This window comes from Nocardioides marmoraquaticus (assembly GCF_054777915.1).
In genome coordinates, this window is record NZ_BAAHAA010000021.1 from 46,081 (window position 1) to 70,094 (window position 24,014).

General features: G+C 73.4%; 25 protein-coding genes. 15 read left to right on the forward strand and 10 right to left on the reverse strand.

Annotated elements, in window-relative coordinates; all coding sequences use genetic code 11:
* Positions 1-36: 36 nt before the first annotated feature.
* Positions 37-1,971, reverse strand: coding sequence for a hypothetical protein (locus ACYU8I_RS14860; protein ID WP_460842228.1), 1,935 nt, complete (start codon positions 1,969-1,971; stop codon positions 37-39).
* 153 nt (positions 1,972-2,124) lie between these two features.
* On the opposite strand from ACYU8I_RS14860, the gene ACYU8I_RS14865 reads away from it, so the two are divergent.
* Entirely contained in the window at positions 2,125-3,048 is a 924-nt protein-coding gene (locus ACYU8I_RS14865) for a PorA family protein (RefSeq protein WP_460842230.1), read from the forward strand.
* Positions 3,049-3,051: 3 nt separating this feature from the next.
* Here the strand turns inward: ACYU8I_RS14865 and ACYU8I_RS14870 are convergent, their stop codons facing one another.
* The gene (locus ACYU8I_RS14870; RefSeq protein WP_460842232.1) at positions 3,052-3,855 is read right to left on the reverse strand and encodes a class I SAM-dependent methyltransferase; all 804 of its coding nucleotides are present in this window, start codon (positions 3,853-3,855) and stop codon (positions 3,052-3,054) included.
* A gap of 39 nt (positions 3,856-3,894) precedes the next feature.
* Between ACYU8I_RS14870 and ACYU8I_RS14875 the strand changes: the two genes are divergently transcribed.
* Together ACYU8I_RS14875 and rpsA are read left to right on the forward strand one after the other, a co-directional pair.
* Positions 3,895-4,848 (forward strand): phosphotransferase family protein, encoded by a 954-nt coding sequence (locus tag ACYU8I_RS14875; protein WP_460842234.1) that lies wholly within the window; start codon positions 3,895-3,897, stop codon positions 4,846-4,848.
* Positions 4,849-5,016: 168 nt separating this feature from the next.
* Positions 5,017-6,486, forward strand: a complete 1,470-nt coding sequence (gene rpsA / locus ACYU8I_RS14880) for a 30S ribosomal protein S1 (RefSeq protein WP_460842236.1) — start codon at positions 5,017-5,019, stop codon at positions 6,484-6,486.
* Positions 6,487-6,574: 88 nt separating this feature from the next.
* Here rpsA and ACYU8I_RS14885 read toward each other — a convergent pair whose 3' ends face one another.
* A complete protein-coding gene (locus ACYU8I_RS14885) occupies positions 6,575-6,733 on the reverse strand; it encodes a hypothetical protein (protein ID WP_460842238.1) in 159 nt (52 codons plus the stop codon).
* Positions 6,734-6,826: 93 nt separating this feature from the next.
* On the opposite strand from ACYU8I_RS14885, the gene ACYU8I_RS14890 reads away from it, so the two are divergent.
* Positions 6,827-7,777: a helix-turn-helix domain-containing protein gene (locus ACYU8I_RS14890; protein ID WP_460842240.1), complete on the forward strand. Its 951-nt coding sequence runs from the start codon at positions 6,827-6,829 to the stop codon at positions 7,775-7,777.
* Positions 7,778-7,795: 18 nt separating this feature from the next.
* Here the strand turns inward: ACYU8I_RS14890 and ACYU8I_RS14895 are convergent, their stop codons facing one another.
* On the reverse strand, positions 7,796-8,374 hold the full coding sequence (locus ACYU8I_RS14895; protein WP_460842242.1) for a mismatch-specific DNA-glycosylase: 579 nt from the start codon (positions 8,372-8,374) through the stop codon (positions 7,796-7,798).
* Positions 8,371-9,642: a class I adenylate-forming enzyme family protein gene (locus tag ACYU8I_RS14900; RefSeq protein ID WP_460842245.1), complete on the reverse strand. Its 1,272-nt coding sequence runs from the start codon at positions 9,640-9,642 to the stop codon at positions 8,371-8,373. Before ACYU8I_RS14900 ends, ACYU8I_RS14895 begins: the two co-directional genes overlap by 4 nt.
* Here ACYU8I_RS14900 and ACYU8I_RS14905 point away from each other — a divergent pair.
* Genes ACYU8I_RS14905 through coaE form a run of 3 tightly spaced genes read left to right on the forward strand, consistent with a single transcriptional unit; the run spans position 9,641 to position 10,724 of the window.
* Positions 9,641-9,775, forward strand: a complete 135-nt coding sequence (locus tag ACYU8I_RS14905; RefSeq protein WP_460842247.1) for a hypothetical protein — start codon at positions 9,641-9,643, stop codon at positions 9,773-9,775. The genes ACYU8I_RS14900 and ACYU8I_RS14905 overlap by 2 nt on opposite strands.
* Positions 9,776-9,805: 30 nt before the next feature.
* Positions 9,806-10,093 carry a DUF3072 domain-containing protein gene (locus ACYU8I_RS14910; RefSeq protein WP_460842250.1) on the forward strand — a complete coding sequence of 96 codons (288 nt, stop codon included), beginning with the start codon at positions 9,806-9,808 and terminating at the stop codon, positions 10,091-10,093.
* Between the two features lie 7 nt (positions 10,094-10,100).
* Positions 10,101-10,724, forward strand: coding sequence for a dephospho-CoA kinase (coaE, locus tag ACYU8I_RS14915; protein ID WP_460842252.1), 624 nt, complete (start codon positions 10,101-10,103; stop codon positions 10,722-10,724).
* Between the two features lie 41 nt (positions 10,725-10,765).
* Here the strand turns inward: coaE and ACYU8I_RS14920 are convergent, their stop codons facing one another.
* Both ACYU8I_RS14920 and ACYU8I_RS14925 read right to left on the reverse strand, forming a co-directional pair.
* Positions 10,766-11,722, reverse strand: coding sequence for a sigma-70 family RNA polymerase sigma factor (locus ACYU8I_RS14920; protein WP_460842254.1), 957 nt, complete (start codon positions 11,720-11,722; stop codon positions 10,766-10,768).
* A 176-nt stretch (positions 11,723-11,898) separates the two neighbouring features.
* The gene (locus tag ACYU8I_RS14925; RefSeq protein ID WP_460842256.1) at positions 11,899-13,278 is read right to left on the reverse strand and encodes a DNA polymerase IV; all 1,380 of its coding nucleotides are present in this window, start codon (positions 13,276-13,278) and stop codon (positions 11,899-11,901) included.
* 126 nt (positions 13,279-13,404) lie between these two features.
* Here ACYU8I_RS14925 and ACYU8I_RS14930 point away from each other — a divergent pair, with 126 nt between their 5' ends.
* Together ACYU8I_RS14930 and ACYU8I_RS14935 are read left to right on the forward strand one after the other, a co-directional pair.
* On the forward strand, positions 13,405-14,472 hold the full coding sequence (locus ACYU8I_RS14930) for a DUF4192 domain-containing protein (RefSeq protein ID WP_460842257.1): 1,068 nt from the start codon (positions 13,405-13,407) through the stop codon (positions 14,470-14,472).
* A 56-nt stretch (positions 14,473-14,528) separates the two neighbouring features.
* Positions 14,529-16,016 (forward strand): glutamate--cysteine ligase, encoded by a 1,488-nt coding sequence (locus ACYU8I_RS14935; RefSeq protein WP_460842259.1) that lies wholly within the window; start codon positions 14,529-14,531, stop codon positions 16,014-16,016.
* Here ACYU8I_RS14935 and ACYU8I_RS14940 read toward each other — a convergent pair.
* Together ACYU8I_RS14940 and ACYU8I_RS14945 are read right to left on the reverse strand one after the other, a co-directional pair.
* Positions 16,013-16,507: a hypothetical protein gene (locus ACYU8I_RS14940; protein WP_460842262.1), complete on the reverse strand. Its 495-nt coding sequence runs from the start codon at positions 16,505-16,507 to the stop codon at positions 16,013-16,015. The two genes, ACYU8I_RS14935 and ACYU8I_RS14940, sit on opposite strands and share 4 nt — an antisense overlap.
* Before the next feature lie 60 nt (positions 16,508-16,567).
* Positions 16,568-17,026 (reverse strand): SRPBCC family protein, encoded by a 459-nt coding sequence (locus ACYU8I_RS14945; RefSeq protein WP_460842264.1) that lies wholly within the window; start codon positions 17,024-17,026, stop codon positions 16,568-16,570.
* A gap of 59 nt (positions 17,027-17,085) precedes the next feature.
* Here ACYU8I_RS14945 and ACYU8I_RS14950 point away from each other — a divergent pair, with 59 nt between their 5' ends.
* Positions 17,086-17,652 (forward strand): HhH-GPD-type base excision DNA repair protein, encoded by a 567-nt coding sequence (locus ACYU8I_RS14950; RefSeq protein WP_460842266.1) that lies wholly within the window; start codon positions 17,086-17,088, stop codon positions 17,650-17,652.
* A 178-nt stretch (positions 17,653-17,830) separates the two neighbouring features.
* Positions 17,831-19,024 carry an RNA polymerase sigma factor gene (locus ACYU8I_RS14955; RefSeq protein ID WP_460842268.1) on the forward strand — a complete coding sequence of 398 codons (1,194 nt, stop codon included), beginning with the start codon at positions 17,831-17,833 and terminating at the stop codon, positions 19,022-19,024.
* Positions 19,025-19,106: 82 nt separating this feature from the next.
* Here ACYU8I_RS14955 and ACYU8I_RS14960 read toward each other — a convergent pair whose 3' ends face one another.
* Positions 19,107-19,241 (reverse strand): hypothetical protein, encoded by a 135-nt coding sequence (locus ACYU8I_RS14960; RefSeq protein WP_460842271.1) that lies wholly within the window; start codon positions 19,239-19,241, stop codon positions 19,107-19,109.
* Between the two features lie 329 nt (positions 19,242-19,570).
* Here ACYU8I_RS14960 and ACYU8I_RS14965 point away from each other — a divergent pair, with 329 nt between their 5' ends.
* From ACYU8I_RS14965 to ACYU8I_RS14980, 4 genes are read left to right on the forward strand one after another with little or no spacing between them, the layout of a single operon-like run.
* A complete protein-coding gene (locus tag ACYU8I_RS14965) occupies positions 19,571-20,947 on the forward strand; it encodes a glutamine synthetase family protein (RefSeq protein WP_460842273.1) in 1,377 nt (458 codons plus the stop codon).
* A 34-nt stretch (positions 20,948-20,981) separates the two neighbouring features.
* Positions 20,982-22,343, forward strand: coding sequence for an aldehyde dehydrogenase family protein (locus tag ACYU8I_RS14970; RefSeq protein ID WP_460842275.1), 1,362 nt, complete (start codon positions 20,982-20,984; stop codon positions 22,341-22,343).
* Positions 22,344-22,354: 11 nt separating this feature from the next.
* On the forward strand, positions 22,355-23,143 hold the full coding sequence (locus tag ACYU8I_RS14975; protein WP_460842277.1) for a 3-oxoacyl-ACP reductase: 789 nt from the start codon (positions 22,355-22,357) through the stop codon (positions 23,141-23,143).
* Position 23,144: 1 nt separating this feature from the next.
* On the forward strand, positions 23,145-23,861 hold the full coding sequence (locus ACYU8I_RS14980) for a gamma-glutamyl-gamma-aminobutyrate hydrolase family protein (RefSeq protein ID WP_460842279.1): 717 nt from the start codon (positions 23,145-23,147) through the stop codon (positions 23,859-23,861).
* Positions 23,862-24,014 lie beyond the last annotated feature (153 nt).

A 24,014-nucleotide genomic window follows, 5' to 3' on the forward strand; every position in this document is an offset into this window, starting at 1 on the left:
GCCTAGGCGCGGGCCGCGGTCGGTGACCTGCGTCCGTCATGGAGCCGCCCCCGCCACGAGGTCGCCGACCTCCGCGCGGTCGACGCACACGTCGGAGGACCCGTCGACGACATCGACGGTCACGGCCTCGAGGTCGCCCCCCTGCAGCAGGAACAGGCTGCCGACGCCGGCGCGGAGTCGTTCGCGCACGATCGTCCCGCCCGCCTCGACCTGGACCTCGGCGTCGCTGCCGGCGAGGTAGGCCACGCGCATCCAGGCGGCCCCGGGGGCGACCGCTCGCTCGAACGGCAGGGTCACCGGCTCGCCCGGCCGCGCGGCCCACCCGCACCCGGCCACCGGACCGGGTCGCGTGGCGGCGGTGGCGGCGAGTGCCGCCTCGTGCACCGAGCCGTCGTCGTCCACGACGTAGAGGTCGGTCGACACGGTCGACAGCTCGGCCGGACCGTCGAGGGCGTCGACCAGGGTGCGGGTGTTGTTGCGCGGGAACACGAGCGGGTCGAGCACGGCACGGGGGGTCCGCGTCTCTGCGAGGTCGACCGGCCCGAGAGCGGCCAGGTCGAGGGCGAGACGGCTCACGTAGGGCTCGCTGGCGTTGTCGTGGTGCCAGTAGCGGGCGTAGCCCGCGGTGCTGGCGACGCCCCCGACGAGCACGGCGGCGGTCGCGACGACCACGAGCAGCCGGGACGGACCACGGACCCGGGGTCCCGGTCGCGGGGCGCTGCCGCCGGAGGCACCGGGCAGCGGCATCAGGGCGAGGGCGAGCGCCAGGCACAGCAGGCCCCCCGACTCGACGAGGAAGCGGTACTCGCGGCCCGCGGCCGTGCCGACCTCGCCGCGGGTGCCCGCGACCAGCACGACCAGCACGGCTGCGTGGGCCAGGGCGATGCCCCACCCACGCAGGGTGTCCGTGCGCCGGGCGGCCACCCAGGCCACGACGCCACCGAGCAGCACCCAGGCGAGCACGACGCCGAGCGGGCCGACGTCGGCCAGTGCGGTCGGCGGTGCCTCGTCGGTCCAGCGCCAGGGTCCGCCGACCGCCCCGAGCGGCAGGGTGGCGCCCAGGGCGAGGGCGAGCAGCGTCGCGGCCTCGCCGGGCTGCGGCCACGCCGTCACCTGCTCGACCTGCGTCACGTAGTAGGCGGTGTAGGCGGCGCCGAGCACGACCAGCGACAGGGCGGGGAGGGCGTGGCCCCGCAGCAGTGCCACCACCCGCTGCACGGGACGCCCGGTGGCGAAGTAGGCGAAGGAGATCGCCGCGAGCACGGGCAGCGTCAACACCGCGCGCACGTCGAAGGCCAGGCCGACGCCGACGGCCACCACCGTCGCGCCCAGCCACCCAGCCCTGCGGGTGCGCATCGTCTCGACCCAGCAGGCGATGGCGCAGAACAGCGCGGCCTGGACGGCGACGAGGTTGATGGCCGCGGCCCACCAGACCAGGGCCGGGAGGGTGGTCGCGGTCGTGAGGAAGACCGCGAGCGGCACCAGCACGCCGGCGCGGGCGCCGAAGAGGCGCAGCAGCATCCACGCGAAGCTCGCCGAGGCCACCGCCTGGAGGCCGAGCGAGGTGGTCGCCGCCGCGCGCCAGCTCGCGGGGCCCTGCTCCGCGACCCACCAGATCAGCGCCCGGGCCCCTGGCATCAGGTGGCCGTTGTAGGGGGTCAGCAGCCAGGAGGCGTCGAGGGAGGCCGAACGGGCGTCGCTGAGGTAGACGTAGTCGTCGAGGAAGAAGTACGCCGGGACGACCACCCAGGCGCGCAGCGCCATCGACAGCGTGACCATGACCGCTGCGCAGACCACCACCTCGACCGGCTGCCAGGGGTGTTCCCAGGCCCGGTCGAGGCTCCCGCGGACCCGGGCGACGGCGCGGCGCGCCGGACCGTGCGCCGCGTGCTCACGGTGGTGCGGACCCGGCTCCGGGACCGGCCCCGGACCGGAGGCCCGGGCGCCCTGCCGAGTCGTCGCGCCCTCCACGTCGCGCAGTCTCGCACGGGGTGGGGCGCGTCCGAGGCGTACGCCTCGGTGGGTGGTCGAGACCAGTAGGAGCCCCACGCGGGGCCGATTGCGCCCTGATGTTACCGATGGGTTAACGTGCCCGCCGTCACACGTTCTGGGGAGGACATGCACATGCGCAAGCTCGCGCCCGTTCTGGTCGGTCTAGGGGCGTTCCTGCTCGTCGCAGGACTCGTCGCCGCGCTGTGGGCGCCCGGCGTCGTCAAGAAGACGCCGCTCGACGTCGACAGCCTGACGCTGCTCGAGGGCCAGGCGGCCCGGCTCGACTCCGCGACCGGCGAGCTGGCCGACCCTCGGCCCATCGTGGCCCGCAGCGTCAGCCAGGTCGACTCCGAGGCCTCCGACTCGGAGTTCGTCGTCTTCACCAGCAGCCAGTGCGCGTTCTTCGCCGAGGGCGACACCAGCGAGTGCGCCGGGCCGCAGGACGACCGCGCCCTCAGCCTGACCGACGACGTCTTCGCGACCGACCGCGTCACCGCGCTGTCCACGAACGACGCTCCCGGACTGCCCGACGACGCGGAGCCGCACGAGGGCGTAGTCAACAAGTGGCCCTTCGACGCCGAGCAGAAGACCTACCCCTACTGGGACGGCACCGCGGGCCAGGCGGTCGACGCCGTCTTCGACCGCACCGAGGACGTCGACGGGCTGGAGGTCAACGTCTACTCCGTGGTCGTCGACGAGGCCCCGATCGAGATCCTCGAGGGCACGACCGGCACCTACAGCTCCGACAAGGAGGTCTGGGTCGACCCGACCACGGGCTCGATCATCAACCAGATCGACTCCCAGCAGCGCTTCCTCGACGACGGCACGCAGGTGCTCGACCTCGACATCGCCTTCACCGACGAGCAGGTCGCCGACAACGTCGCCTCCGCCGAGGACAGCATCTCCTCGCTGCGCCTGATCACCTTCTGGGTGCCGGTCATCGGCATCGTGGGCGGCGGCCTGCTGCTGCTCGCCGGCATCGTCCTGACGCTCCGCGCACGACGTCGTGCTGCCGGCGAGTACGTCGAGGACACCCGCGTCGAGCAGACCGTCTGACGCTCAGCGGTCCTTGCGCGTCACGAACAGCGCCGTGCCCGGGGTCAGCAGGCCCCGGGTACGGCTCCACCCGCCCCAGACGTAGTCGTGGTCGTCGGGCCACTGCGGCTCGTGCAGGTCGAGCACCGTGAACCCCGACCGCGACAGGGCGCCCACCCAGTCACCGAGCGTGCGGTGGTGCTCGACGTACCTCGTGGCGCCGGTCTCGGCGTCGACCTCGACGTAGGGCGTGCGGTCCCAGTACGACTGCGTCGCCGTCAGGCCGTCCTGGCCCGGGTCGTCGGGGAAGGACCACCGCGTCGGGTGGGTGACGGAGAACGCGAACCGACCACCTGGACGCAGCACCCGTGCCACGTCGTGCACGAGCGCCGGTGCGTCGGCGACGAACTGCAGGGCGCCGAAGGCCGAGAACACGACGTCGAAGGCGGCGTCGCGCACGGGCAGCGCCGCGCCCGACGCGCACAGCGTCGGTACCCGCACGCCGTGCTCCTCGTCGAGGCGGCGGCTGTGCTGCAGCTGGCGCATCGACACGTCGACCCCGACCGGCCTGCCGCCGCGCTGCAGCACCCAGCGCGAGCACTGCCCGGCGCCGGAGCCGATCTCGAGCACGTCGCGGTCGCGGACGTCGCCCAGCGCTCCGACGGTGTCCTCCCGAAGCCCCTCGGGACCCCACAGGAAACCCGTGTCGCCGAGGAACTCGCCATGGGTCGACTGGTACTCGTCGGCGTAGGCGTCCCAGTCGGCGCGGTTGGCCAGCAGCGACTCGGTCTCGTCGACCGGCCGGCGCTCGGGGCGTACGGCGCTCACCCGACGAGGCTAGTGCCCGGGGCGTGACAGGGTGGCGCGGTGCCCGCCCAGCCCGACCCGCAGCCCGACCCGCAGCCGGACCTGGTGCCCGAGCTGCGGCCGCTCGAGGGCGGCTGGAGCGGCGAGACCTTCGCGGCCGAGGTGGCGGGGGAGCGCACGGTGGTGAGGGTGTACGCCGGCCGCTCGGCCGCGCGGGGACCGCTCGCCCCGGAGGTCGACGCCGCCCTGCTGCAGCTGGTCGCCCCGGTGCTGCCGGTCCCACGGGTGCTGGAGGCGCGTCGCGGCGACCCGGTCCACGACCTGCCCGGTCTGCTGGTGACCTCCTGGGTGGCGGGGGAGCGGCTCGACGACCTCCTCCCGCGGCTCGACGCCGCCGCCCACGCGGTCGTCGGGCGTCACGTCGGCACGCTGCTGGGTCGCCTGGGCCTCGTGCTGCAGCCGCGCGCCGGCTTCTTCGCCGACGCGTCCCTCGTCGCCTCCGGCACGCTGGCGGAGCTGCCCGAGTGGGTCGAAGGGCACCGCGACCGACTGCCCGCCGACGCGCGCGAGGGTCTCGACGACCTCGTCGTCGAGGCCGACGACCTGCTGGCCGAGGACCCCCGCCGGGTGCTCGTGCACGGCGACCTGAACCCGAAGAACGTCCTCGTCGACCCCGCGACGCTCGCGGTCACCGGGCTGCTCGACTGGGAGCTCGCCCACGCCGGCCACCCGTGGGCCGACCTCGGCAACCTGCTGCGCCACCTCGAGCCCGACGAGCGCGGTCGCTCGCTCGTCCGCACGGCCCTGGCGTCGTACGCCGCCCTGGTGCCGGAGGTGCCCCGCGACGTGCTGGCGCGTGCCGAGGCGGCCGACGTGCCGGCCCTCGTCGAGCTGGCCGCGCGGCCGGACGCGACCCCGCCCGTCGACCTGGCGCGGCACCGGCTGCGGGGCCTGCTGGAGAGCGTGGGCGGGGGCCGCGGCCTCGGTTGGACCTGGCGCGAGACGGGCGCGTAGACTCGCATACTGCGCCAGAGGTCTGCGTGTGTCTCGGACAGAGCAGGCTCTCGCTCGCTGTTGCTCGTTGCTCCGGCCGCTCGTCGGTCGGGGATCTTCTCGTGATGGTGAAACGGACCTCGGGGCGTGCCCGCACGACTCCACCCATCCGAAGGCCCCACTTACTCCATGACGATCACCCCCACGATCACTGACGCACCCCAGGTCGCCGTCAACGACATCGGCTCGGCCGAGGAGTTCCTCGCCGCGATCGACGCGACCATCAAGTACTTCAACGACGGCGACATCGTCGACGGCACCATCGTCAAGGTCGACCGTGACGAGGTCCTCCTCGACATCGGCTACAAGACCGAGGGCGTCATCCCCTCGCGCGAGCTGTCCATCAAGCACGACGTCGACCCCCACGAGGTCGTCGAGGTCGGCGACAAGGTCGAGGCGCTCGTCCTCCAGAAGGAGGACAAGGAGGGTCGCCTGATCCTGTCCAAGAAGCGCGCCCAGTACGAGCGCGCCTGGGGCACGATCGAGCAGGTCAAGGAGGAGGACGGCGTCGTCGAGGGCACCGTCATCGAGGTCGTCAAGGGCGGCCTGATCCTCGACATCGGGCTGCGCGGCTTCCTGCCCGCCTCGCTCGTCGAGATGCGCCGCGTGCGCGACCTGCAGCCCTACGTGGGCCAGACGCTCGAGGCCAAGATCATCGAGCTCGACAAGAACCGCAACAACGTGGTGCTCAGCCGCCGCGCCTGGCTGGAGCAGACCCAGTCCGAGGTGCGCCACGGCTTCCTGACCCAGCTGCAGAAGGGCCAGATCCGCAAGGGCGTCGTCTCCTCGATCGTCAACTTCGGTGCCTTCGTCGACCTCGGCGGGGTCGACGGCCTGGTGCACGTCTCCGAGCTGTCGTGGAAGCACATCGACCACCCGAGCGAGGTCGTCACCGTCGGTGACGAGGTCACCGTCGAGGTGCTCGACGTCGACATGGAGCGCGAGCGGGTCTCGCTGTCGCTCAAGGCGACGCAGGAGGACCCCTGGCAGCACTTCGCCCGCACCCACCAGATCGGCCAGATCGTGCCGGGCAAGGTCACCAAGCTGGTGCCCTTCGGCTCGTTCGTCCGCGTCGAGGAGGGCATCGAGGGCCTGGTGCACATCTCCGAGCTCGCCGAGCGTCACGTCGAGATCCCGGAGCAGGTCGTCCAGGTCAACGACGACGTCATGGTCAAGATCATCGACATCGACCTGGAGCGTCGTCGGATCTCGCTCTCGCTCAAGCAGGCCAACGAGACGGCCGTCTCCACCGACGCGGAGGAGTTCGACCCGACCCTCTACGGCATGAGCGCCACCTACGACGACCAGGGCAACTACATCTACCCCGAGGGCTTCGACCCCGAGACCGGTGAGTGGCTCGAGGGCTTCGAGGACCAGCGCAAGACCTGGGAGGACGAGTACGCCCAGGCCCGCGCCCGCTGGGAGGCCCACGTCAAGCAGCAGGCCGAGGCCAAGCAGGCCGAGATCGAGGCCGGCCAGGCGACGTCGTACTCCAGCGGCGGCAGCGACGACACCGGTGCGCAGAGCGACACCGGTGGCTCGCTGGCCAGCGACGAGGCGCTGCAGGCGCTCCGCGAGAAGCTGACCGGCGGCCAGTAGGGCGTCAGACGCGACGTAGGCCCGCTCCCGACTCGGTCGGAGGCGGGCCTTCGTCGTACGTCGGCGGTGGTCACGGACGGGCGGGCGTTCAGGCGGCGGTGTCGTACCACGCCCGGGGCGCGTGCTCGGCGTGGTGGCTGCGCGGCGGGGCGAAGCCGTGGGAGCGCGGGTCGTGGCGCAGGACGTGCACGAGGGCGTATCCCCAGACGACGGTGGACAGGACGGCGAGGAGGACGAGAAGGGTCATGGCAGTAATCATGCGCTCGTCCAGATCCTGCCACCAGTGGCAGGCTTGCCCCTCTACGTTGATTTCCTGCCACACGCGAGGCATCCTGGGGTCGTGCTGACGAACGTGGCGGTCGTGGTGGCCGACGGCGTGACCGCCTTCGAGCTGGGGCTGGTGTGCGAGGCCTTCGGCGTCGACCGCGCCGACGACGGCGTGCCGCCCGTCGACTTCGCCGTCTGCGGCGAGGGGCGTCGTCCCGTGAGGTCGTCGGGCGGCTTCACCCTGGTGCCCGACCACGACCTCGACCGGGTCGCCGCTGCAGACCTCGTGGTCGTCCCGGCCTTCGACGCCGCAGTGCCCACCGGGCTGCTCGAGGTCCTGCGTGCCGCGCACGCGCGCGGGGCGAGGCTGCTGTCGGTGTGCTCGGGTGCCTTCGTCCTCGGCGCGGCCGGTCTGCTCGACGGCGTGGCCTGCACGACCCACTGGCGCCACACCGAGGAGCTGGCGCAGCGCTTCCCCCTGGCCGAGGTCGTGCCAGAGGTGCTCTACGTCGACGCTGGTCAGGTGGTCACCAGCGCCGGCACGGCCGCGGGGCTCGACGCCTGCCTGCACCTGTGGCGCCAGGCCCACGGAGCTGCGGTCGCCAGCGCCGTCGCCCGTCGCATGGTGGTGCCGCTGCAGCGCGAGGGCGGTCAGGCGCAGTACGTCGCCCGTCCCGTCGCCGAGTGCGAGGCCGACACCCTCGCCCCGGTGCTCGCGTGGGCCAGCGAGCACCTGGCCGACGACCTCGGCGTCGAGGAGCTCGCCCGACGGGCGCTGCTCTCGCCGCGCACCTTCGCGCGACGCTTCCGCGACGAGACCGGCACCACCCCGCACGCCTGGGTCACCTCGCAGCGGGTCGCCGAGGCCGAGCGGCTGCTCGAGACCACCGACCGGTCGGTCGAGCAGGTCGCCCACGACGTCGGCTTCGCCGGCGCCGCGACGCTGCGCCACCAGTTCCAGCGGGCCCGCGGCGTCAGCCCCCAGTCCTACCGGCGCACCTTCCGGTGCGCCGAGCCGGCCTAGCCGGCGGCTCGGCGTCGCTCACGGACCGATGACGCCCGCGGCGCGGCCGACCTCGGCGTAGGCCTCGGCCAGCGTCGCCACCGTCTCGTGGGCGTTGAGGCCGCTGGGGTTGGGCACCACCCACAGCTCGGCCCCGGCGAGGGGCTCGGGCTGGCGCCCCTGCTGCGCCGTACGCCGGGCGAAGGCCTGCCGGTAGGCGGTGACGCCGGCGACCGCGACCACGGTCGGTCGCCGCTCGGCGACGAGCCGCTCGAGGCGCAGCCCGCCCTCGCGCAGCTCGGTGGTGGTCAGCTCGGACGCCTTGGCCGTGGCGCGCGGCGCGAGGTTGGTGATGCCGAGGCCCCGGTCGGTGAAGCGCGCCCGGTCGGCGTCGGTCATGCCGGCCGCCGGGTCGACGGGCTCGAGGAGCACGCCCGCGCGGAGCAGGGCGGGGTAGAACCGGTTGCCCGGGTGGGCGAAGTGCGTCTGGACGGCCGCCGTCCACAGCCCGGGGTTGATGCCGACGAAGAGCAGCCGCAGGGGCCGGTCCGCCGGTGGCAGCAGGTCGGGAACCTCGCGGTCGCGGTGGGCCTCCAGCTCGGCGCGGGTGGGGCTCATCGCGGCTCCAGCAGGTCCGGCAGGTCGAGGCGCCTGACCTTGCCGGTCGGGGTGCGGGGCAGGGAGTGGAGGTGGTGGTACTCCTGGGGGCGCTTGGCCGGCGCGAGGTGCTCCTCGGCGTGGGCGCGCAGCCCGGCCTCGTCGGCCGCGCCGACGACCGCGGCGCAGACCCGCTGTCCCCACCGCTCGTCGGGCACGCCGAAGACGGCGACGTCGGCCACGCCGTCGAGCTCGGCCAGCACCCGCTCGACCTCGGCGGGGTAGACGTTGACGCCGCCGCTGATGACGAGGTCCTCGCGTCGGCCGTCGAGCCAGACGTGTCCGTCGTCGTCGATGCGTCCGAGGTCACCCACGCTGAACGCCGGCCCGGACGGGGTGTCGCGCCACGCCGCCGCCGTCTTGTCCGGAGCGCCGAGGTAGGTGAAGCGCGCGTGCTCCGGCACCACGCACCACAGTCGGCCGTCGGGGTCGGCGAGCATCGTCCGTCCGGGCCTCGCCCTGCCGAGCGTGCCGGGGCGCTCCAGCCAGTCCTCGCTGCGGCAGGCGGTGAACTGCCCCTCGGTGGAGCCGTAGAACTCCCAGGTCGAGCCCGCGGGGAACTGCTCGACCAGGCGTCGCTTGACCCACTCGGGGCAGGGCGCCCCGGCGTGGGCGACGAGCCGGAAGCAGTCGAGGTCGGGGGCACCGTGCTCGTCCCAGTGCACGAAGAGGCGCTGCAGGTGGGCCGGAACGCAGAACACCGTGGTCGGGCGCTCGCGCACGATCGAGCGGGTGACCCGCTCCGGGTCGAACGGGCCGGGCACGACCACCCGGCCGCCTGCCAGGTGGGTGCCCATCGCGAAGCGGAGCGGCGCGGAGTGGTGGATCGGGCTGAGCACGAGGAAGGTGTCGTCGGGGGAGAACGACCACAGCTCACGCTCCTCGGCCAGCAGGGCCTCGGCCTGGTCGTCGGGGAGCAGTCCCGACCAGACTCCCTTGGGGCGACCGGTGGTGCCGCTGGTGAGGTGGATCGGCCGGCCGCGCGGCGGCCCGAGCGCCGGGTCGTCAGGGTACGCCGCCAGCAGCTCCGGCACCTGAGCGGGGTCGGTGACGACCAGGACGGGCTGGAGGTCGGCCAGCAGCCCCTCGCGCTCCGAGGGCCGCAGCGCGACGTCCATCGGCACCGGGAAGACCCCGCGGCGCAGCAGGGCGGCGACCAGGGCGACGTACGCCGCCGAGCCGGGCACGAGCAGCACGACCCGGTCGCCGGCGGTCAGGGGCGGCGTCATGCGTCCGATCCTGCCAAGAACCGAGGGGTTCCTGCGCCGGGTCCGCGAGCGCGCCGAGGAGCAGCGGCGCCGCCACCGCGAGGACCGGTTGCGCCGCGAGCGTGAGGAACGGGGAGAGACGTCGGGGGGATGAGGCCCCCGCGGGGCGGGTACGTTCGAACACATGAGCGAAGCACCTCACGACCAGACGTCCGACGACCAGGCCACCCGCGACCCCGCCGGTGAGACCCTCGGCAGCAGCACCCCGGAGGCGGGTGCCGAGCGCGACCCCCAGGAGTGGGTCACCGGAGACGAGCCCATGACCGGGCCGCAGCGCAGCTACCTCGACAACCTCGCCCGGCAGGCGGGCGAGGAGCTGCCCGCCGACCTCACCAAGGCCGAGGCGAGCGAGCACATCGAGCGCCTCCAGGCCAAGACCGGCGGCGGGGGCGACGGCCAGCAGCAGGCATGATGCCCGCATGCGAACCGTGCGCTGCGGCCTGACCGGAGGGGTGGCGTCGGGCAAGAGCACCGCGTCCGTCGCGTTCGTCGACCTCGGGGCGGTGCTCGTCGACGCCGACGTGATCGCCCGCGAGGTCGTCGCCGCCGGCACCCCCGGTCTGGCGGCCGTCGTGGACGGCTTCGGCGACGCGCTGCTCACCCCCGACGGCGAGCTCGACCGGCCCGCGATGGGTGCGCTCGTGTTCGCGGACGAGTCGGCGCGCCGTCGCCTCGAGGCGATCGTGCACCCGCTGGTCTACGAGCGCGTCGCCGAGCTCGAGGCGCAGGCGCCGGAGGGATCGGTCGTGGTGCACGACATCCCGCTCCTCGTCGAGAACGACCGCGCCGGCGACTTCGACGCCGTCGTGGTCGTCGACGTGCCCGCCGAGGTGCAGCTCGACCGCATGGTACGGCTGCGCGGCTGGAGCGAGGCCGACGCTCGCGCGCGCCTCGGGGCCCAGGCGACCCGCGAGCAGCGGCTCGCCGTCGCGACGCACGTCGTCGACAACACCGGCACCCGCGACGACCTCCGCGAGCGCGTCGCAGAGGTGTGGGCCGAGCTCGAGGCGCTGGTCTCAGCGGGTCCCGGGACGGCCGGATGACCAGGCCGGGCTCCGGGACCCGCTGAGCGGTCTGGAGGTGCTCAGGCCGCCAGGTCGGGGTCGGCGATCTTGCGCAGCTTGTTGATCGCCTCGCGCTCGAGCTGGCGCACGCGCTCGGCGGAGATGCCGTGACGCGCGCCGATGTCGGCCAGCTTGTGCTGACGGCCGTCGACCAGGCCGTAGCGCGAGCGCACGATGTCGGCCGAGCGGTCGTCGAGCAGGCCGACCAGGGTGTTGAGGCGGTCGCGGGACTCGGTGTCGAGCACCGTGAGGTCGGGACCCGGCGCGCTCTCCTGGGCGATCAGGTCGCCGAGCGAGGTGTCGCCGTCCTCGTCGACCGGCGTGTCGAGGCTGACGTGGTCGCGGCCCCAGGACAGCAGGTCGAGGACGCGGTCGATGTCCATGCCGAGCTCGGAGGCGATCTCCTCGGGCTCGGGGTCGCGGCCCAGCTGGCGCTCGAGCGTGCGGCGCGCGGAGCCGACCTGGTTGAGCTCCTCCACGACGTGCACCGGCAGCCGCACGACGCGGGCCTGCTGGGCGATGCCGCGGGTGATGGCCTGCCGGACCCACCAGGTGGCGTAGGTCGAGAACTTGTAGCCCTTGGCGTAGTCGAACTTCTCGACCGCGCGGATCAGGCCGGTGTTGCCCTCCTGGATCAGGTCGAGCATCGGCATCTGGCTGCGGCCGTACTTGCGTGCGATCGAGACGACGAGGCGGAGGTTGGCGTTGATGAAGCGCTGCATCGCACGCTCGCCCTCCTCGACCAGCCACTCCAGCTCGGCCTGGTTGGCCTGCTTGGGGGCGCCACCCTTGCGACGTCCGACACGGCCCTGCTCGAGCAGCTTGGCGGCGAGCATGCCGGCCTCGATCGTCTTCGACAGCTCCACCTCGGTGGCGGCGTCGAGCAGCGGCGTGCGGGCGATCTCGTCGAGGTAGAGGCCGACGCTGTCGCGGCCCTCGATCTCGCGGTCGTTGCGGGTGGTGGTCGTGGTAGCCATCGCCGTCGTCCCTTCGTGCTCGGTCGTCGGAGAAGGTCGACGACCCTGTGGTGTCCAACGCCGAGAGGTGTCCAGACCTTCCCGGAGTCGGCACGGCGCCCGCTGCTGGCGCCTCACCGGTACAGACGCTTCGGTACCCCGCGGAGTTGCACTCGACGCGGCTTCTCAGACAACTCTCAGTCAGGGTCGTCGGGGTCGTGCTCGGGGCGGGGCCAGTGGTGCAGCGCGGGGTCGTCGGCCCGGATGCTGCGCACGCGTCCGGGCCCGGTCTCGGCCGTCTCGAAGCGCACCGTGACCACGCCCCGGCCCGCCCCCCAGACCCAGCCCCGCCCGTGCTCGTCGTGCTCGACGTCGCAGCCCGGCACCCAGCCTCGGCCGCGCTGGGCGGCGGCGGCGAGGGCCAGCGCTGCGCGCTCGTCGACGACGCCCCCGTCGATGCCGCCGTCGACGCCCGTCCCGGCGTCGGTCGCGCCGTCGTCCAACCCCCCGGGGAAGAGGTCCTCCTGCACCCAGTCGGTGAGGCCGGAGACCCCGACCCCGAGCAGCCGCACGCCGCCGGAGGTGTCGAGCTCGCCGAGCAGCTGGCGGGCCACCCGGGCGATGAGCCGGCCGTCGTCGGTGGGCTCGCCCAGGGTCTGGGCCCGGCTCAGGGTCGAGAAGTCGTGCAGCCGCACCTTGATCGACACGGTCCGGGCCGACAGCCGCGCCGCCCGGAGCCGCTCGGTGACCTTGGTCGACTGACGGTCGAGCAGGGCCCCCAGCACCGACGCGGCGACGTGGTCGACCTCGTAGGTGTCCTCGACGCTGATCGACTTGGCGTCGCGGTGGGCCTCGACCTCGCGGTCGTCCTCCGCTCGGGCCATGGCGTGCAGCCCGGCGCCGTGCGACCGGCCAAGCAGGTGCACGAGCTCCTCGCGCTCGAGACGCCGCAGCTCCGCCACCGTGTGCACCCCCACCCGGCGCAGCCGGTCGGTCGTGGCCGGGCCGACACCGGGGATGACCCCCACGGCCATCGGCTCCAGCAGGTCGAGCTCGGTGCCGGGCGCCACGACCACGAGCCCGTCGGGCTTGTCGAGGTCGCTGGCGATCTTGGCGACGAGCTTGGAGGTGCCGGCCCCGACGGAGGCGGTCACGCCGCCGGTCGCCTCGTGCACCCGCTCCTTGAGGTCGCGGGCGAGCGCGCTGATGGTCGCGACGCTGCGGTCGGGCAGGTCGGCGGCGAGCAGGTCGACGTACGCCTCGTCGAGCGAGAGCGGCTCGACCAGCGGGCTGACCGAGCGCAGCACCGCCATCACCTGCCGGCTGGTCTCGCGGTAGGCGCGGAAGCGGCCGCCGAAGTACGCCGCGTGGGGGCACAGCCGGCGGGCCTCGGCGGTCGGCATCGCCGAGCGCACGCCGAAGACGCGCGCCTCGTACGACGCCGTGGAGACGACGCCCCGCCCGCCGGTGCCGCCCACCACGACGGGCTTGCCGCGCAGCGACGGCTTGTCGCGCTGCTCGACCGAGGCGTAGAAGGCGTCGAGGTCGAGGTGCAGGACCGTCGCTTCTGCACGCACGTCCAGGATCGTCGCACGCGTGCCCGACGCCCCGCGGGTCTCCACAGGCGCGCTCGTCGGGCGCGTCGTCCACAGCCCTCCCGCCAGGCGGCCCGGCGACGTCGCCGCGGCCCCACGGTCGGACCCATGTCGAACCGTCGCCGCCCCCACGCGTCCACCCGTCCCGCCGGCACCCGGGTCGTCCCCCGGGTCCCCGAGCCCCGCGAGCCCTACCTCGCCCGTGACGAGGCCGACCTCGTCGCGATGGTGCCCCTGGCGCTCGGCTTCCACCCGCACGCCTCCGTGGTGCTCATGACCTTCGGCCGGGCCGCCTTCCACGCGCGGGTCGACCTCCCCGACCCCGGTGCGATGTCGCAGGGGGCGGGGGAGGAGGTCGCCGAGATGCTGGTGCACGCCGCGGTCGCCAACGGCGCCGACCGCGCGGCCGTCCTGCTCTACACCGACGACCACGACCGGGCCCGTCTCCAGGGCGAGCTGCTCGTGGCCGCGCTCCACGCCGGCGGCCTCGAGGTCGTCGACGTGCTGCGGGTGCACGACCGTCGCTGGTTCGAACCGCTGCGGGGTGACGTCACCGGCACGCCCGTCGCGCTGGAGACCCACCGGTTCACCGCGCGTGGCGTCTACGAGGGCCAGGTGGTCCAGCTCGACCGCTCCGCGCTGGCCGCGGGCCTGCACGGCGGCGACGACGTCGAACGGCGCCACCTGTCGCGGGCGGCCGGCCTCCGCGGGCCCCTGCTCGGCCGCGGCGTCCAGCGGGCCGTGCTGCGCGGCGAGGCGGCCTGGGTGCGCGAGCGCGTCGCCCGGGTGGTCGGCGCGGTGCGCCGCGGCGAGGGGCCGGGGGTCGACACCGCCGACGCGGCGCGGCTGCTGGTCGCCGTCGTCCGCGGAGACCTCCGCGACGCCGCGTGGGTCGACCTCGACCGCGAGCGCGCCGACGACCACGTCGTGCTCTGGCGCGACCTCGTGCAGCGCAGCCCCGAGGAGCTGGTGGCCTCGGCGGGGGCGCTGCTGGCCCTCGCGGCGTACCTCTCCGGCGACGGGGCGCTCGCCTGGGTCGCCCTCGACCGGGTCGCGCAGGTCGACCGGGCGCACTCCCTGGCCGGGCTGGTGGCCGACGCCCTCACGGCCGCCGTGCCGCCGTCGGCATGGCCTCCGTGCGACCCGGCCAGCCTGCCGCTGCTCCGCGGCGCCTGACCCGCGGCCGCCCGGCACCTAGCCCGTGGCGTCGTGGCGACCCTAGGGTTCCGGTCATGGGTGAAGAGGTCTCCGAGCAGGAGTTCAGTCGCGCCGACCGCACGCGGCACCGCGAGAAGGTGCGGCGCTGCCTCGACGTGCTCGCCCGGATGCTCCGCGAGTCGCGCTTCGACACCGACAACCCGATGACGGGCATGGAGATCGAGTTCAACCTCGTCGACGACGACGGGCTCCCGGCGCTGAAGAACGCCGAGGCGCTCGAGGCGATCGCGGACCCGGCGTTCCAGACCGAGCTCGCGCAGTTCAACCTCGAGATCAACATGCTGCCGCGGCCGCTGGGGGAGCGCGGCATCACCGGCTTCGAGTCCGACCTGCGCAGCAGCCTCAACCACGCGGAGGAGCGCGCCAGCGAGGTCGACGCGCACATGGTGATGATCGGCATCCTGCCGACGCTCGACGAGGGCGACCTGAGCCCGTCGCGGATCAGCCCCAACCCGCGCTACCAGCTGCTGAGCGACCAGATCCTCGCCGCGCGCGGGGAGGACATCGTCATCGACATCGACGGCGTCGAGCAGCTGAGCACGACCTCCGACTCGATCATGCCCGAGGCGGCGTGCACCAGCACGCAGCTGCACGTGCAGGTCAGCCCCGACACGTTCGCCGCCTACTGGAACGCCTCGCAGGTCATCAGCGGCATCCAGCTCGCGGTGGGGGCCAACTCGCCGTACCTGCTCGGCCGTCAGCTGTGGCAGGAGACCCGGATCCCGCTGTTCGAGCAGGCCACCGACACCCGCAGCGAGGAGCTCAAGGAGCAGGGCGTGCGCCCGCGGGTGTGGTTCGGCGAGCGCTGGATCACCTCGATCTTCGACCTGTTCGAGGAGAACGTCCGCTACTTCCCCGCGCTGCTGCCGATCACCGACGACGAGGACCCGCTCGCCGTCCTCGAGGCGGGCGGCACGCCCTCGCTGTCGGAGCTGAAGCTCCACAACGGCACCGTCTACCGGTGGAACCGGCCCGTCTACGACGTCGTCGACGACGTGCCGCACCTGCGCGTCGAGAACCGCGTGCTGGCCGCCGGGCCCACGGTCGTCGACACCCTCGCCAACGCCGCCTTCTACTTCGGGCTCGTGCGCCACCTCGCCGAGGACGACCGCCCGCTGTGGTCGCGCATGTCGTTCTCCGCCGCCGAGGAGAACTTCCACGTCGCTGCGCAGCACGGCATCGACGCCCGCGTCTACTGGCCGGGCGTCGGCGAGGTCGCCGCCACCGAGCTGGTGCTGCGCCGACTGCTCCCGATGGCGGCCGCCGGGCTGGAGCGCTGGGGCGTCGACGGCGACGAGGCCGGCCGGCTGCTCGACATCGTGCAGGCGCGCTGCACCGAGCAGCGCAACGGCGCGTCGTGGTACGTCGACTCGGTCCGGGCCGCCGAGGCCGGCGGGCTCGACCGGCGCGAGGCGCTGCGCCACGTGCTCGGCCGCTACCGCGAGCTGATGCACGCCAACGAGCCGGTGCACACCTGGCCGGTCGAGCGCCTGCGGGGCTAGGAGCGGCCCGCCGCGACCCGGGCCGGACGCAGCCGGTACCAGGTGCGGCCCCGGCCGGTGTCGGGCTCGAGCCAGCCGGTGCGGTTGAGCACGCAGAACGCCTCGGGGCGCAGGTCGTGCCGGGCGAAGCCGCGCCAGGCGGCCGCCCACCACGCGAGCTCGGGGTCGCCGACCTGCAGCGGACCGGAGCGGGCGACCCAGCACAGCGCCCCACGGGGGTCGTCGAGACCGTCGAGGGCGCGCTCGACCAGCCCGGCACGCAGCCCGGCCGCGGCGCCGGGGGTGAGCGCCGCGACGACGCGGTCGGAGGGCACCGCCACCTCGGCGACGCCGGTCTCCCGAGCCGCGCCCGGGTGCCCCACGAAGCACCGCAGCGACAGCTGCCGACGCCATCCGGCGTCGGCGAGGGTCTGGCGCACCTCCTCGCGCAGCGGCGCCGCCCACGCGGGAACCCCACCGTCACCCGTGGGGTGGTGCGCAGCCTCGGTCACCGGCCCAGGGTGCCCTGACGACGCGCTGGGCGCGGCCGTCGTCCACAGGCAGCGGTCCGGTCAGCCCGCGAGGTGGTGCCTCAGGCCCCTGAGGCCGGCGGCGAAGACGCCTGCGGCGAACAGCCGCGTGAGCCCGTCCTCGTCGGCGGCCTCGGCGTCGTACTCGGCCCACCACTCCGCGAAGGTCTCCCCGGAGCCCGACGCCGGCCCCGCGGAGGGCGTCGTCACCGGGGCCACCCGCAGGGTGGCGACGTAGCGCCGCACCGCGAAGGGGCTCTCGACGATCACGTAGCTCAGCCGCCGGTCCTCGTCGTCGAGGGCGACCAGGCGCTCGACCACCACGCCGCCGTCGGCCGCGACAATGCGCCGCACGGCCCCGACCTGGCCGTCGTGGCCCTCGACGAGGGTGCTCTCGGCGAGGCCGGGGTGCCAGGCGGGCAGGCCGCCGAACTCGCGGACCACCGACCAGACGCGGTCGACGGGTGCGGGCAGGACGATCGAGGCGTAGGCGCGAGGCATGCCAGCACGGTAGGGCCGGAGCCGCCGGCACCCGGCGACGGTGCGGGATACTCGGGCGCATGGGCTACCGCATCGCGCAGGACGACCACGCCGACCGGGTGCTCAGCGAGCACCCCTTCGCGCTGCTGACGGGCATGGCGCTCGACCAGCAGTTCCCCATGGAGCGCGCCTTCGCGGGGCCGGCGAAGATCCTCGAGCGGTTCGGCTCGATCGAGCCTGCGGACATCGCTGCCGCCGACCCGGAGCAGTTCGCCTCGATGTGCGCCGAGCCTCCTGCGGTGCACCGGTTCCCCGGGTCGATGGCGGGCAAGGTGCAGGGCATCGCCCGCGTCGTGGTCGACGAGTACGGCGGTGACACCACCCGGCTGTGGGACGAGGCCGCCGACGGCAGGGACCTGCTGAAGCGGCTCACGGCGCTGCCGGGGTTCGGCAAGCAGAAGGCGCAGATCTTCATCGCGCTGCTCGCGAAGCAGGCGGGCGTGCGGCCCGAGGGCTGGGAGCAGGTCGTCGGCGACTACAGCCGGGAGGGCCACCGCTCCGTGGCCGACGTGGTCGACGAGGCGTCGCTGGTCAAGGTGCGGGCGTGGAAGCAGGAGCAGAAGGCCGCGGCCAGGAAGAGCTCCTGAGGCGTCCCGGGGGCCCTGGTCACGGTCTAGACGGCCGGTCTGGATGGGTACCCACGGTGTTTGGACTTTTGCGCTGCGTGCCAGAATGACGACACCGGGCGCGCTTGACACCAGCGGGTCGTCTCGTGCCCGGACGTTTTCCTGAACGTTCCCTGAGACCGCTTGGAGAGTTGGCTTCGTGTCCCCATCCTCGGCTACGACGACGGCGAAGAAGACCGCGAGCAAGACGGCGGCCAAGAAGGCCCCGGCCTCGCGGGCGGCCAAGACCGCCGAGCAGATCCAGGCCGAGCAGGCCCCGGTCGGCCCCGACGGCAAGAAGGTCCTCGCCGACGTCCCCGACGAGCAGTTCGAGGCCGACGTCAAGAACGACCCGACCATCAAGGAGGACGAGAAGACCGCGTCCTTCGTGGTCTCCGCCGCCGACGAGTCCGACGAGCCCGTCCAGCAGGTCATGGTCGCCGGCGCGACCGCCGACCCCGTCAAGGACTACCTCAAGCAGATCGGCAAGGTCCCGCTCCTCAACGCCGAGATGGAGGTCGAGCTCGCCAAGCGCATCGAGGCGGGCCTGTTCTCCGAGGAGAAGCTCGCCAAGGGCGGCAAGATCACGCCCAAGGTGCTCGAGGAGCTCGAGTGGATCGTCGACGACGGTCGCCGCGCCAAGAACCACCTGCTCGAGGCCAACCTGCGCCTCGTCGTCTCGCTGGCCAAGCGCTACACCGGCCGCGGCATGCTCTTCCTCGACCTGATCCAGGAGGGCAACCTCGGTCTGATCCGCGCGGTCGAGAAGTTCGACTACACCAAGGGCTACAAGTTCTCGACGTACGCCACCTGGTGGATCCGGCAGGCGATCACCCGCGCGATGGCCGACCAGGCCCGCACCATCCGCATCCCGGTGCACATGGTCGAGGTCATCAACAAGCTCGCCCGCGTGCAGCGCCAGATGCTGCAGGACCTGGGTCGCGAGCCCACCCCCGAGGAGCTCGCCAAGGAGCTCGACATGACCCCCGAGAAGGTCATCGAGGTCCAGAAGTACGGCCGCGAGCCCATCTCGCTGCACACCCCGCTCGGCGAGGACGGCGACTCCGAGTTCGGTGACCTCATCGAGGACTCCGAGGCCATCGTCCCGGCCGACGCCGTGTCGTTCACGCTGCTCCAGGAGCAGCTGCACGCCGTGCTCGACACGCTCTCCGAGCGCGAGGCCGGTGTGGTCTCGATGCGCTTCGGCCTGACCGACGGCCAGCCCAAGACCCTCGACGAGATCGGCAAGGTCTACGGCGTGACCCGTGAGCGGATCCGCCAGATCGAGTCCAAGACGATGTCGAAGCTGCGCCACCCGAGCCGCTCGCAGGTGCTGCGCGACTACCTCGACTGACCCACGCTGACCGACAGGCCCACGACGGTGATCACCGTCGTGGGCCTCGGTCGTTCTCGGGTCGGGACGCGAGCGACCCCGCTCAGCTGGGCTGGGCGGGGTCGGCGCCGGGGAGCGGGTCGGCCGGGTCGTTCGGCGGGACCTCGGGCTCCCGGTCGGGGTCGTGGCTGGGCTGCAGCGGTCCGGGGACGGCGGGCTCGATCGGCGCGGTGCTCATGGGAGCGCCGTACCCGACGAGGCCGCGGTCAGCGACGGCGCAGCAGGCTCAGCAGCGAGCCGCGCTGGACGCGCTGGTCGTGGCGGGCGTGGTCGCGGTCGAAGGCGAGCGCGGTGTCGAGCAGGGTGTGCACGGTGGGTCCTCCCGGTGGTGATGAGTCGTCACCGTGCACAACCCCTGTCGACGTCAGGAGCGTCCCGTCCTGACGGTGATGTCGAGCACGTCGTAGCCGGATCGGCACGGCGACAAAGCGGACATGACAGGGTGGCGGCCGCACGTCCTGGCCAGGAGCGCTCGACAAGTCCGGTCCGCACCACGAGACTCCGACGGTGACGCGCAACGACAGGTACCTGACCGAGGCGCAGCTCCTCGGCTCCATCGAGTCCGACGAGGTCGACACCGTCGTCGTCGCCTTCACCGACATGCAGGGCCGGCTGCAGGGCAAGCGGCTGCACGCCAAGTACTTCCGCGACCACGTGCTCGGTCACGGCACCGAGGGCTGCAACTACCTGCTCGGCGTCGACATCGAGATGAACACCGTCGACGGCTACGCCATCACGTCGTGGGAGCAGGGCTACGGCGACATGGAGTTCGTGCTCGACATGGACACGGTGCGGCGCCTCACGCACCTGCCGTCGACCGTGATGATCCAGTGCGACCTCGCCTGGCCCGACGGCTCGCCCGTGGTGCAGAGCCCGCGCTCGATCCTCAACGCGCAGGTCGCCAAGGCCGCCGACCTGGGGTACGCCGCCGTGGCCGGCACCGAGCTGGAGTTCATCGCCTTCGACGACACCTACGAGGCAGCGCACCGGGCCGACTACCGCGACCTCACGCCGTCCAACCAGTACAACATCGACTACTCCATCGTCGGCACCACCCGTGTCGAGCCGCTGCTGCGCCAGATCCGCAACGTCATGTACGACGCCGGCCTCGACGTCGAGAGCGCGAAGGGCGAGTGCAACCTCGGCCAGCACGAGATCGGCTTCCTCTTCGCCGACGTGCTCACCACCTGCGACAACCACGCCGTCTACAAGACGGTCGCCAAGGAGATCGCCGCCCAGCAGGGCAGGTCCATCACCTTCATGGCCAAGTGGGACCAGCGCGAGGGCTCGTCGTGCCACGTGCACCTGTCGCTGCGCGGCCTCGAGAAGGGCGGGGACGGCGACATCGTGTTCTGGGACGACGAGGCGGGCGAGCGCACGGCGCTCTACGACTCCTTCGTCGCCGGCGTGCTCGACGGCATGGCCGACATGACCCTGCTCTACGCGCCCAACGTCAACTCCTACAAGCGCTTCGCCGACGGCTCCTTCGCACCCACGGCGATCGCGTGGGGCGAGGACAACCGCACCTGTGCGGTGCGGCTGGTGGGCCGCGGGGCCGGCGCGCGGATGGAGAATCGCGTGCCCGGCGCCGACGTGAACCCCTACCTCGCGGTCGCTGCGATGCTCGCGTGCGGGCTCGACGGGATCGAGCGCGGGCTCGAGCTGGGCCCGGCCACCGAGGGCAACGCCTACAGCGCCGGCCTGCCCACGGTGCCGCGCACGCTGCGGGCCGCGCGCGAGGCGTTCGCCACCTCCGAGCTCGCTCGACGGACCCTGGGTGACGACGTCGTCGACCACTACACCAACATGGCCGACGTCGAGCTCGCGGCGTTCGAGTCGGCGGTGACCGACTGGGAGCGCCGCCGCGGCTTCGAACGGATGTAGCCCGACCGACCCCGCTCGAGAAGGACCTCACCGCATGACCAGCTTCACCGTCGTCGACCCCGCCACCGCCGAGGCGTTCACCGAGGTCGAGATGGCCGACGTCGCGCGCACCGACGCCGCCATCGAGCGCGCGCACGCGGCGCACGCGGCGTGGCGCGACGTCGCCCCGGGGGAGCGCGCCCGCCTGCTCCGGGCGTACGCCGCATGCGTCGACGCCCACGTCGAGGAGCTGGCGCAGCTCGAGGTCCGCAACGCCGGCCACACCCTCGGCAACGCCCGCTGGGAGGCCGGCAACGTCCGCGACTGCCTGAACTACTACGCCGCGGCGCCGGAGCGGCTCTTCGGCCGGCAGATCCCGGTGGCCGGGGGGATCGACGTGACCTTCCACGAGCCGCTCGGCGTGGTCGGGGTGATCGTGCCGTGGAACTTCCCGATGCCGATCTTCGGCTGGGGCGTCGCACCCGCGCTGGCGGCCGGCAACTGCGTCGTCGTCAAGCCCGCCGAGCTGACGCCGCTGACCGCCGTGCGGCTGGGCGAGCTGGCCCTCGAGGCGGGCCTGCCCGAGGGCGTGCTCACGGTGCTGCCCGGTGAGGGCCCGGTCGTGGGGGAGCGCTTCGTGACCCACCCGCTGGTGCGCAAGGTCTGCTTCACCGGCTCGACCAGGGTCGGCAAGCAGGTGATGCGCGGCTGCGCCGACCAGGTCAAGCGGGTGACGCTCGAGCTGGGCGGCAAAAGCGCCAACATCGTCTTCGCCGACGCCGACGTGGCCCGCGCCGCGGCCGCGGCCCCGGGGGCCGTCTTCGACAACGCCGGCCAGGACTGCTGCGCCCGCTCGCGCATCCTGGTGCAGCGCGACGTGCACGACGAGTTCGTCGACCGGCTGGGCGAGGCGGTGCGTGCGATGCGGGTCACCAACCCCGCCGACGACCCCGAGAGCGAGATGGGCCCGCTCGTCTCCAGCGCCCAGCGCGACCGCGTGCAGGGCTACCTCCGCGACGTCGAGGTGGCCGCCACCGGACCGGTCCCCGACCTGCCCGGCTGGTGGGTGCCGCCGACCGTCGTCGTGCCCGGCGGCACCGACGACGCGGTGTGGCGCGAGGAGGTCTTCGGCCCCGTCGTCGCCGTGCTGCCCTTCGACACCGAGGAGGAGGCGGTGGCGATGGCCAACGACACCGACTACGGCCTGTCCGGGTCGATCTTCACCCGTGACCTCGGCCGGGCGCTGCGCGTGGCCCGCGGCGTCGAGTCGGGCAACCTCAGCGTCAACAGCCACTCGGCGGTGCGCTACTGGACGCCCTTCGGCGGCTTCAAGCAGTCCGGCCTCGGTCGTGAGCTCGGGCCCGACGCACCCGACGCCTTCACCGAGGTCAAGAACGTCTTCATCAGCAACGAGTAGGAGAGAGTCACATGGCAGGACGTCCCGGACGGCTCGACGGCAGGGTCGCCGTCGTCACCGGAGGCTGCAGCGGCATCGGTCTGGCGACGGTGCAGCGCTTCGTCGAGGAGGGCGCCAAGGTCGTCGTCGGTGACATCGACGACGAGCGGGGCCACGCGCTGGTGGGTCAGCTCGGCGGCGAGGCCTTCGCGACGTACGCCCACGTCGACGTGACCAGCAAGGAGCAGGTCGACGCGCTGTTCGCGACCGCGAAGGACACCTACGGCTCGGTCGACGTCGCCTTCAACAACGCCGGCATCAGCCCGCCCGACGACGACTCGATCCTCGACACCGACCTCGACGCCTGGCGCCGGGTGCAGGAGGTCAACCTCACCAGCGTCTACCTGTGCTGCAAGGCCGCGCTGCCCTACATGATCGAGCAGCAGCGCGGCTCCATCATCAACACCGCGTCCTTCGTCGCGGTGATGGGCGCGGCGACCAGCCAGATCTCCTACTCGGCCTCCAAGGGCGGCGTGCTGTCGATGACCCGCGAGCTCGGCGTGCAGTTCGCCCGGCAGGGCGTGCGCGTCAACGCACTGTGCCCGGGGCCCGTCAACACCCCGCTGCTGCGCGAGCTCTTCGCCAGCGACCCCGAGCGGGCCGCGCGCCGTCTCGTGCACGTGCCGATGGGCCGCTTCGGCGAGCCCGAGGAGATGGCCAACGCCGTGCTGTTCCTCGCCAGCGACGAGTCCTCCTTCATGACCGCCAGCACCTTCCTGGTCGACGGCGGCATCAGCGGGGCCTACGTCACGCCCCTCTGAGATGCAGCCGAGCGCACCCGTCGACAGCCCCGTGGTCGGCCTGACCACCTACCGCGAGCCCGCGCGGTGGGGGGTCTGGGACCAGCACGCCGACCTGCTCCCGACCCACTACGCCCGTGCGGTCGAGCTCGCCGGCGGCGTGCCGGTGCTGCTGCCGCCCCAGGCCGCGTCGGCGGCCCCGGCGGTGCTGGCCCGGCTCGACGCGCTCGTCGTGTGCGGCGGCGCCGACGTCGACCCGGCGGCGTACGGCGAGCCGGCGCACGCCGCGACCGGGGTGCCGCGCACCGACCGCGACACCTGGGAGCTGGCGCTGCTGGCCGCCGCTCCACCAGCCGGCCTGCCGGTGCTCGGGGTGTGCCGCGGGATGCAGCTCATGGCGGTGGCCGCCGGCGGCTCGCTGGTGCAGCACCTGCCCGACGAGGTCGGCACGGCCACCCACGACCCCGGCGGCGACGGCTTCGGCGAGGTCGAGGTCGACGTCGTGGCCGGCACCCGGCTCTCGGCGCTGCTGGGCGACCACCCGGCCCCGGTGCGCTGCCACCACCACCAGGCGGTGCGGACCCACCCCGGTCTCGACGTCGTCGCCCGCGCCGCCGACGGCACCGTCGAGGCGGTGGAGCGACCGGGGGAGCAGTGGTGGCTGGGCGTGCAGTGGCACCCCGAGGTCATCGCCGACGCCGGTCTGTGGCGCGGGGTGGTGGAGGCCGCCCGTGGCTGAGCTCCTGCACCTCGACCACGCCTCGGCCGGGCGCAGCTCGCCCGCCGTGCTGGCGGCCGTGACCGAGCACCTGCGGCGCGAGGCCGCCGAGGGACCGTACGCCGCCGCTGCCGCGGCGTCCGGCGCGCTGGCGCAGGCGCGCGCTGCGGCCGG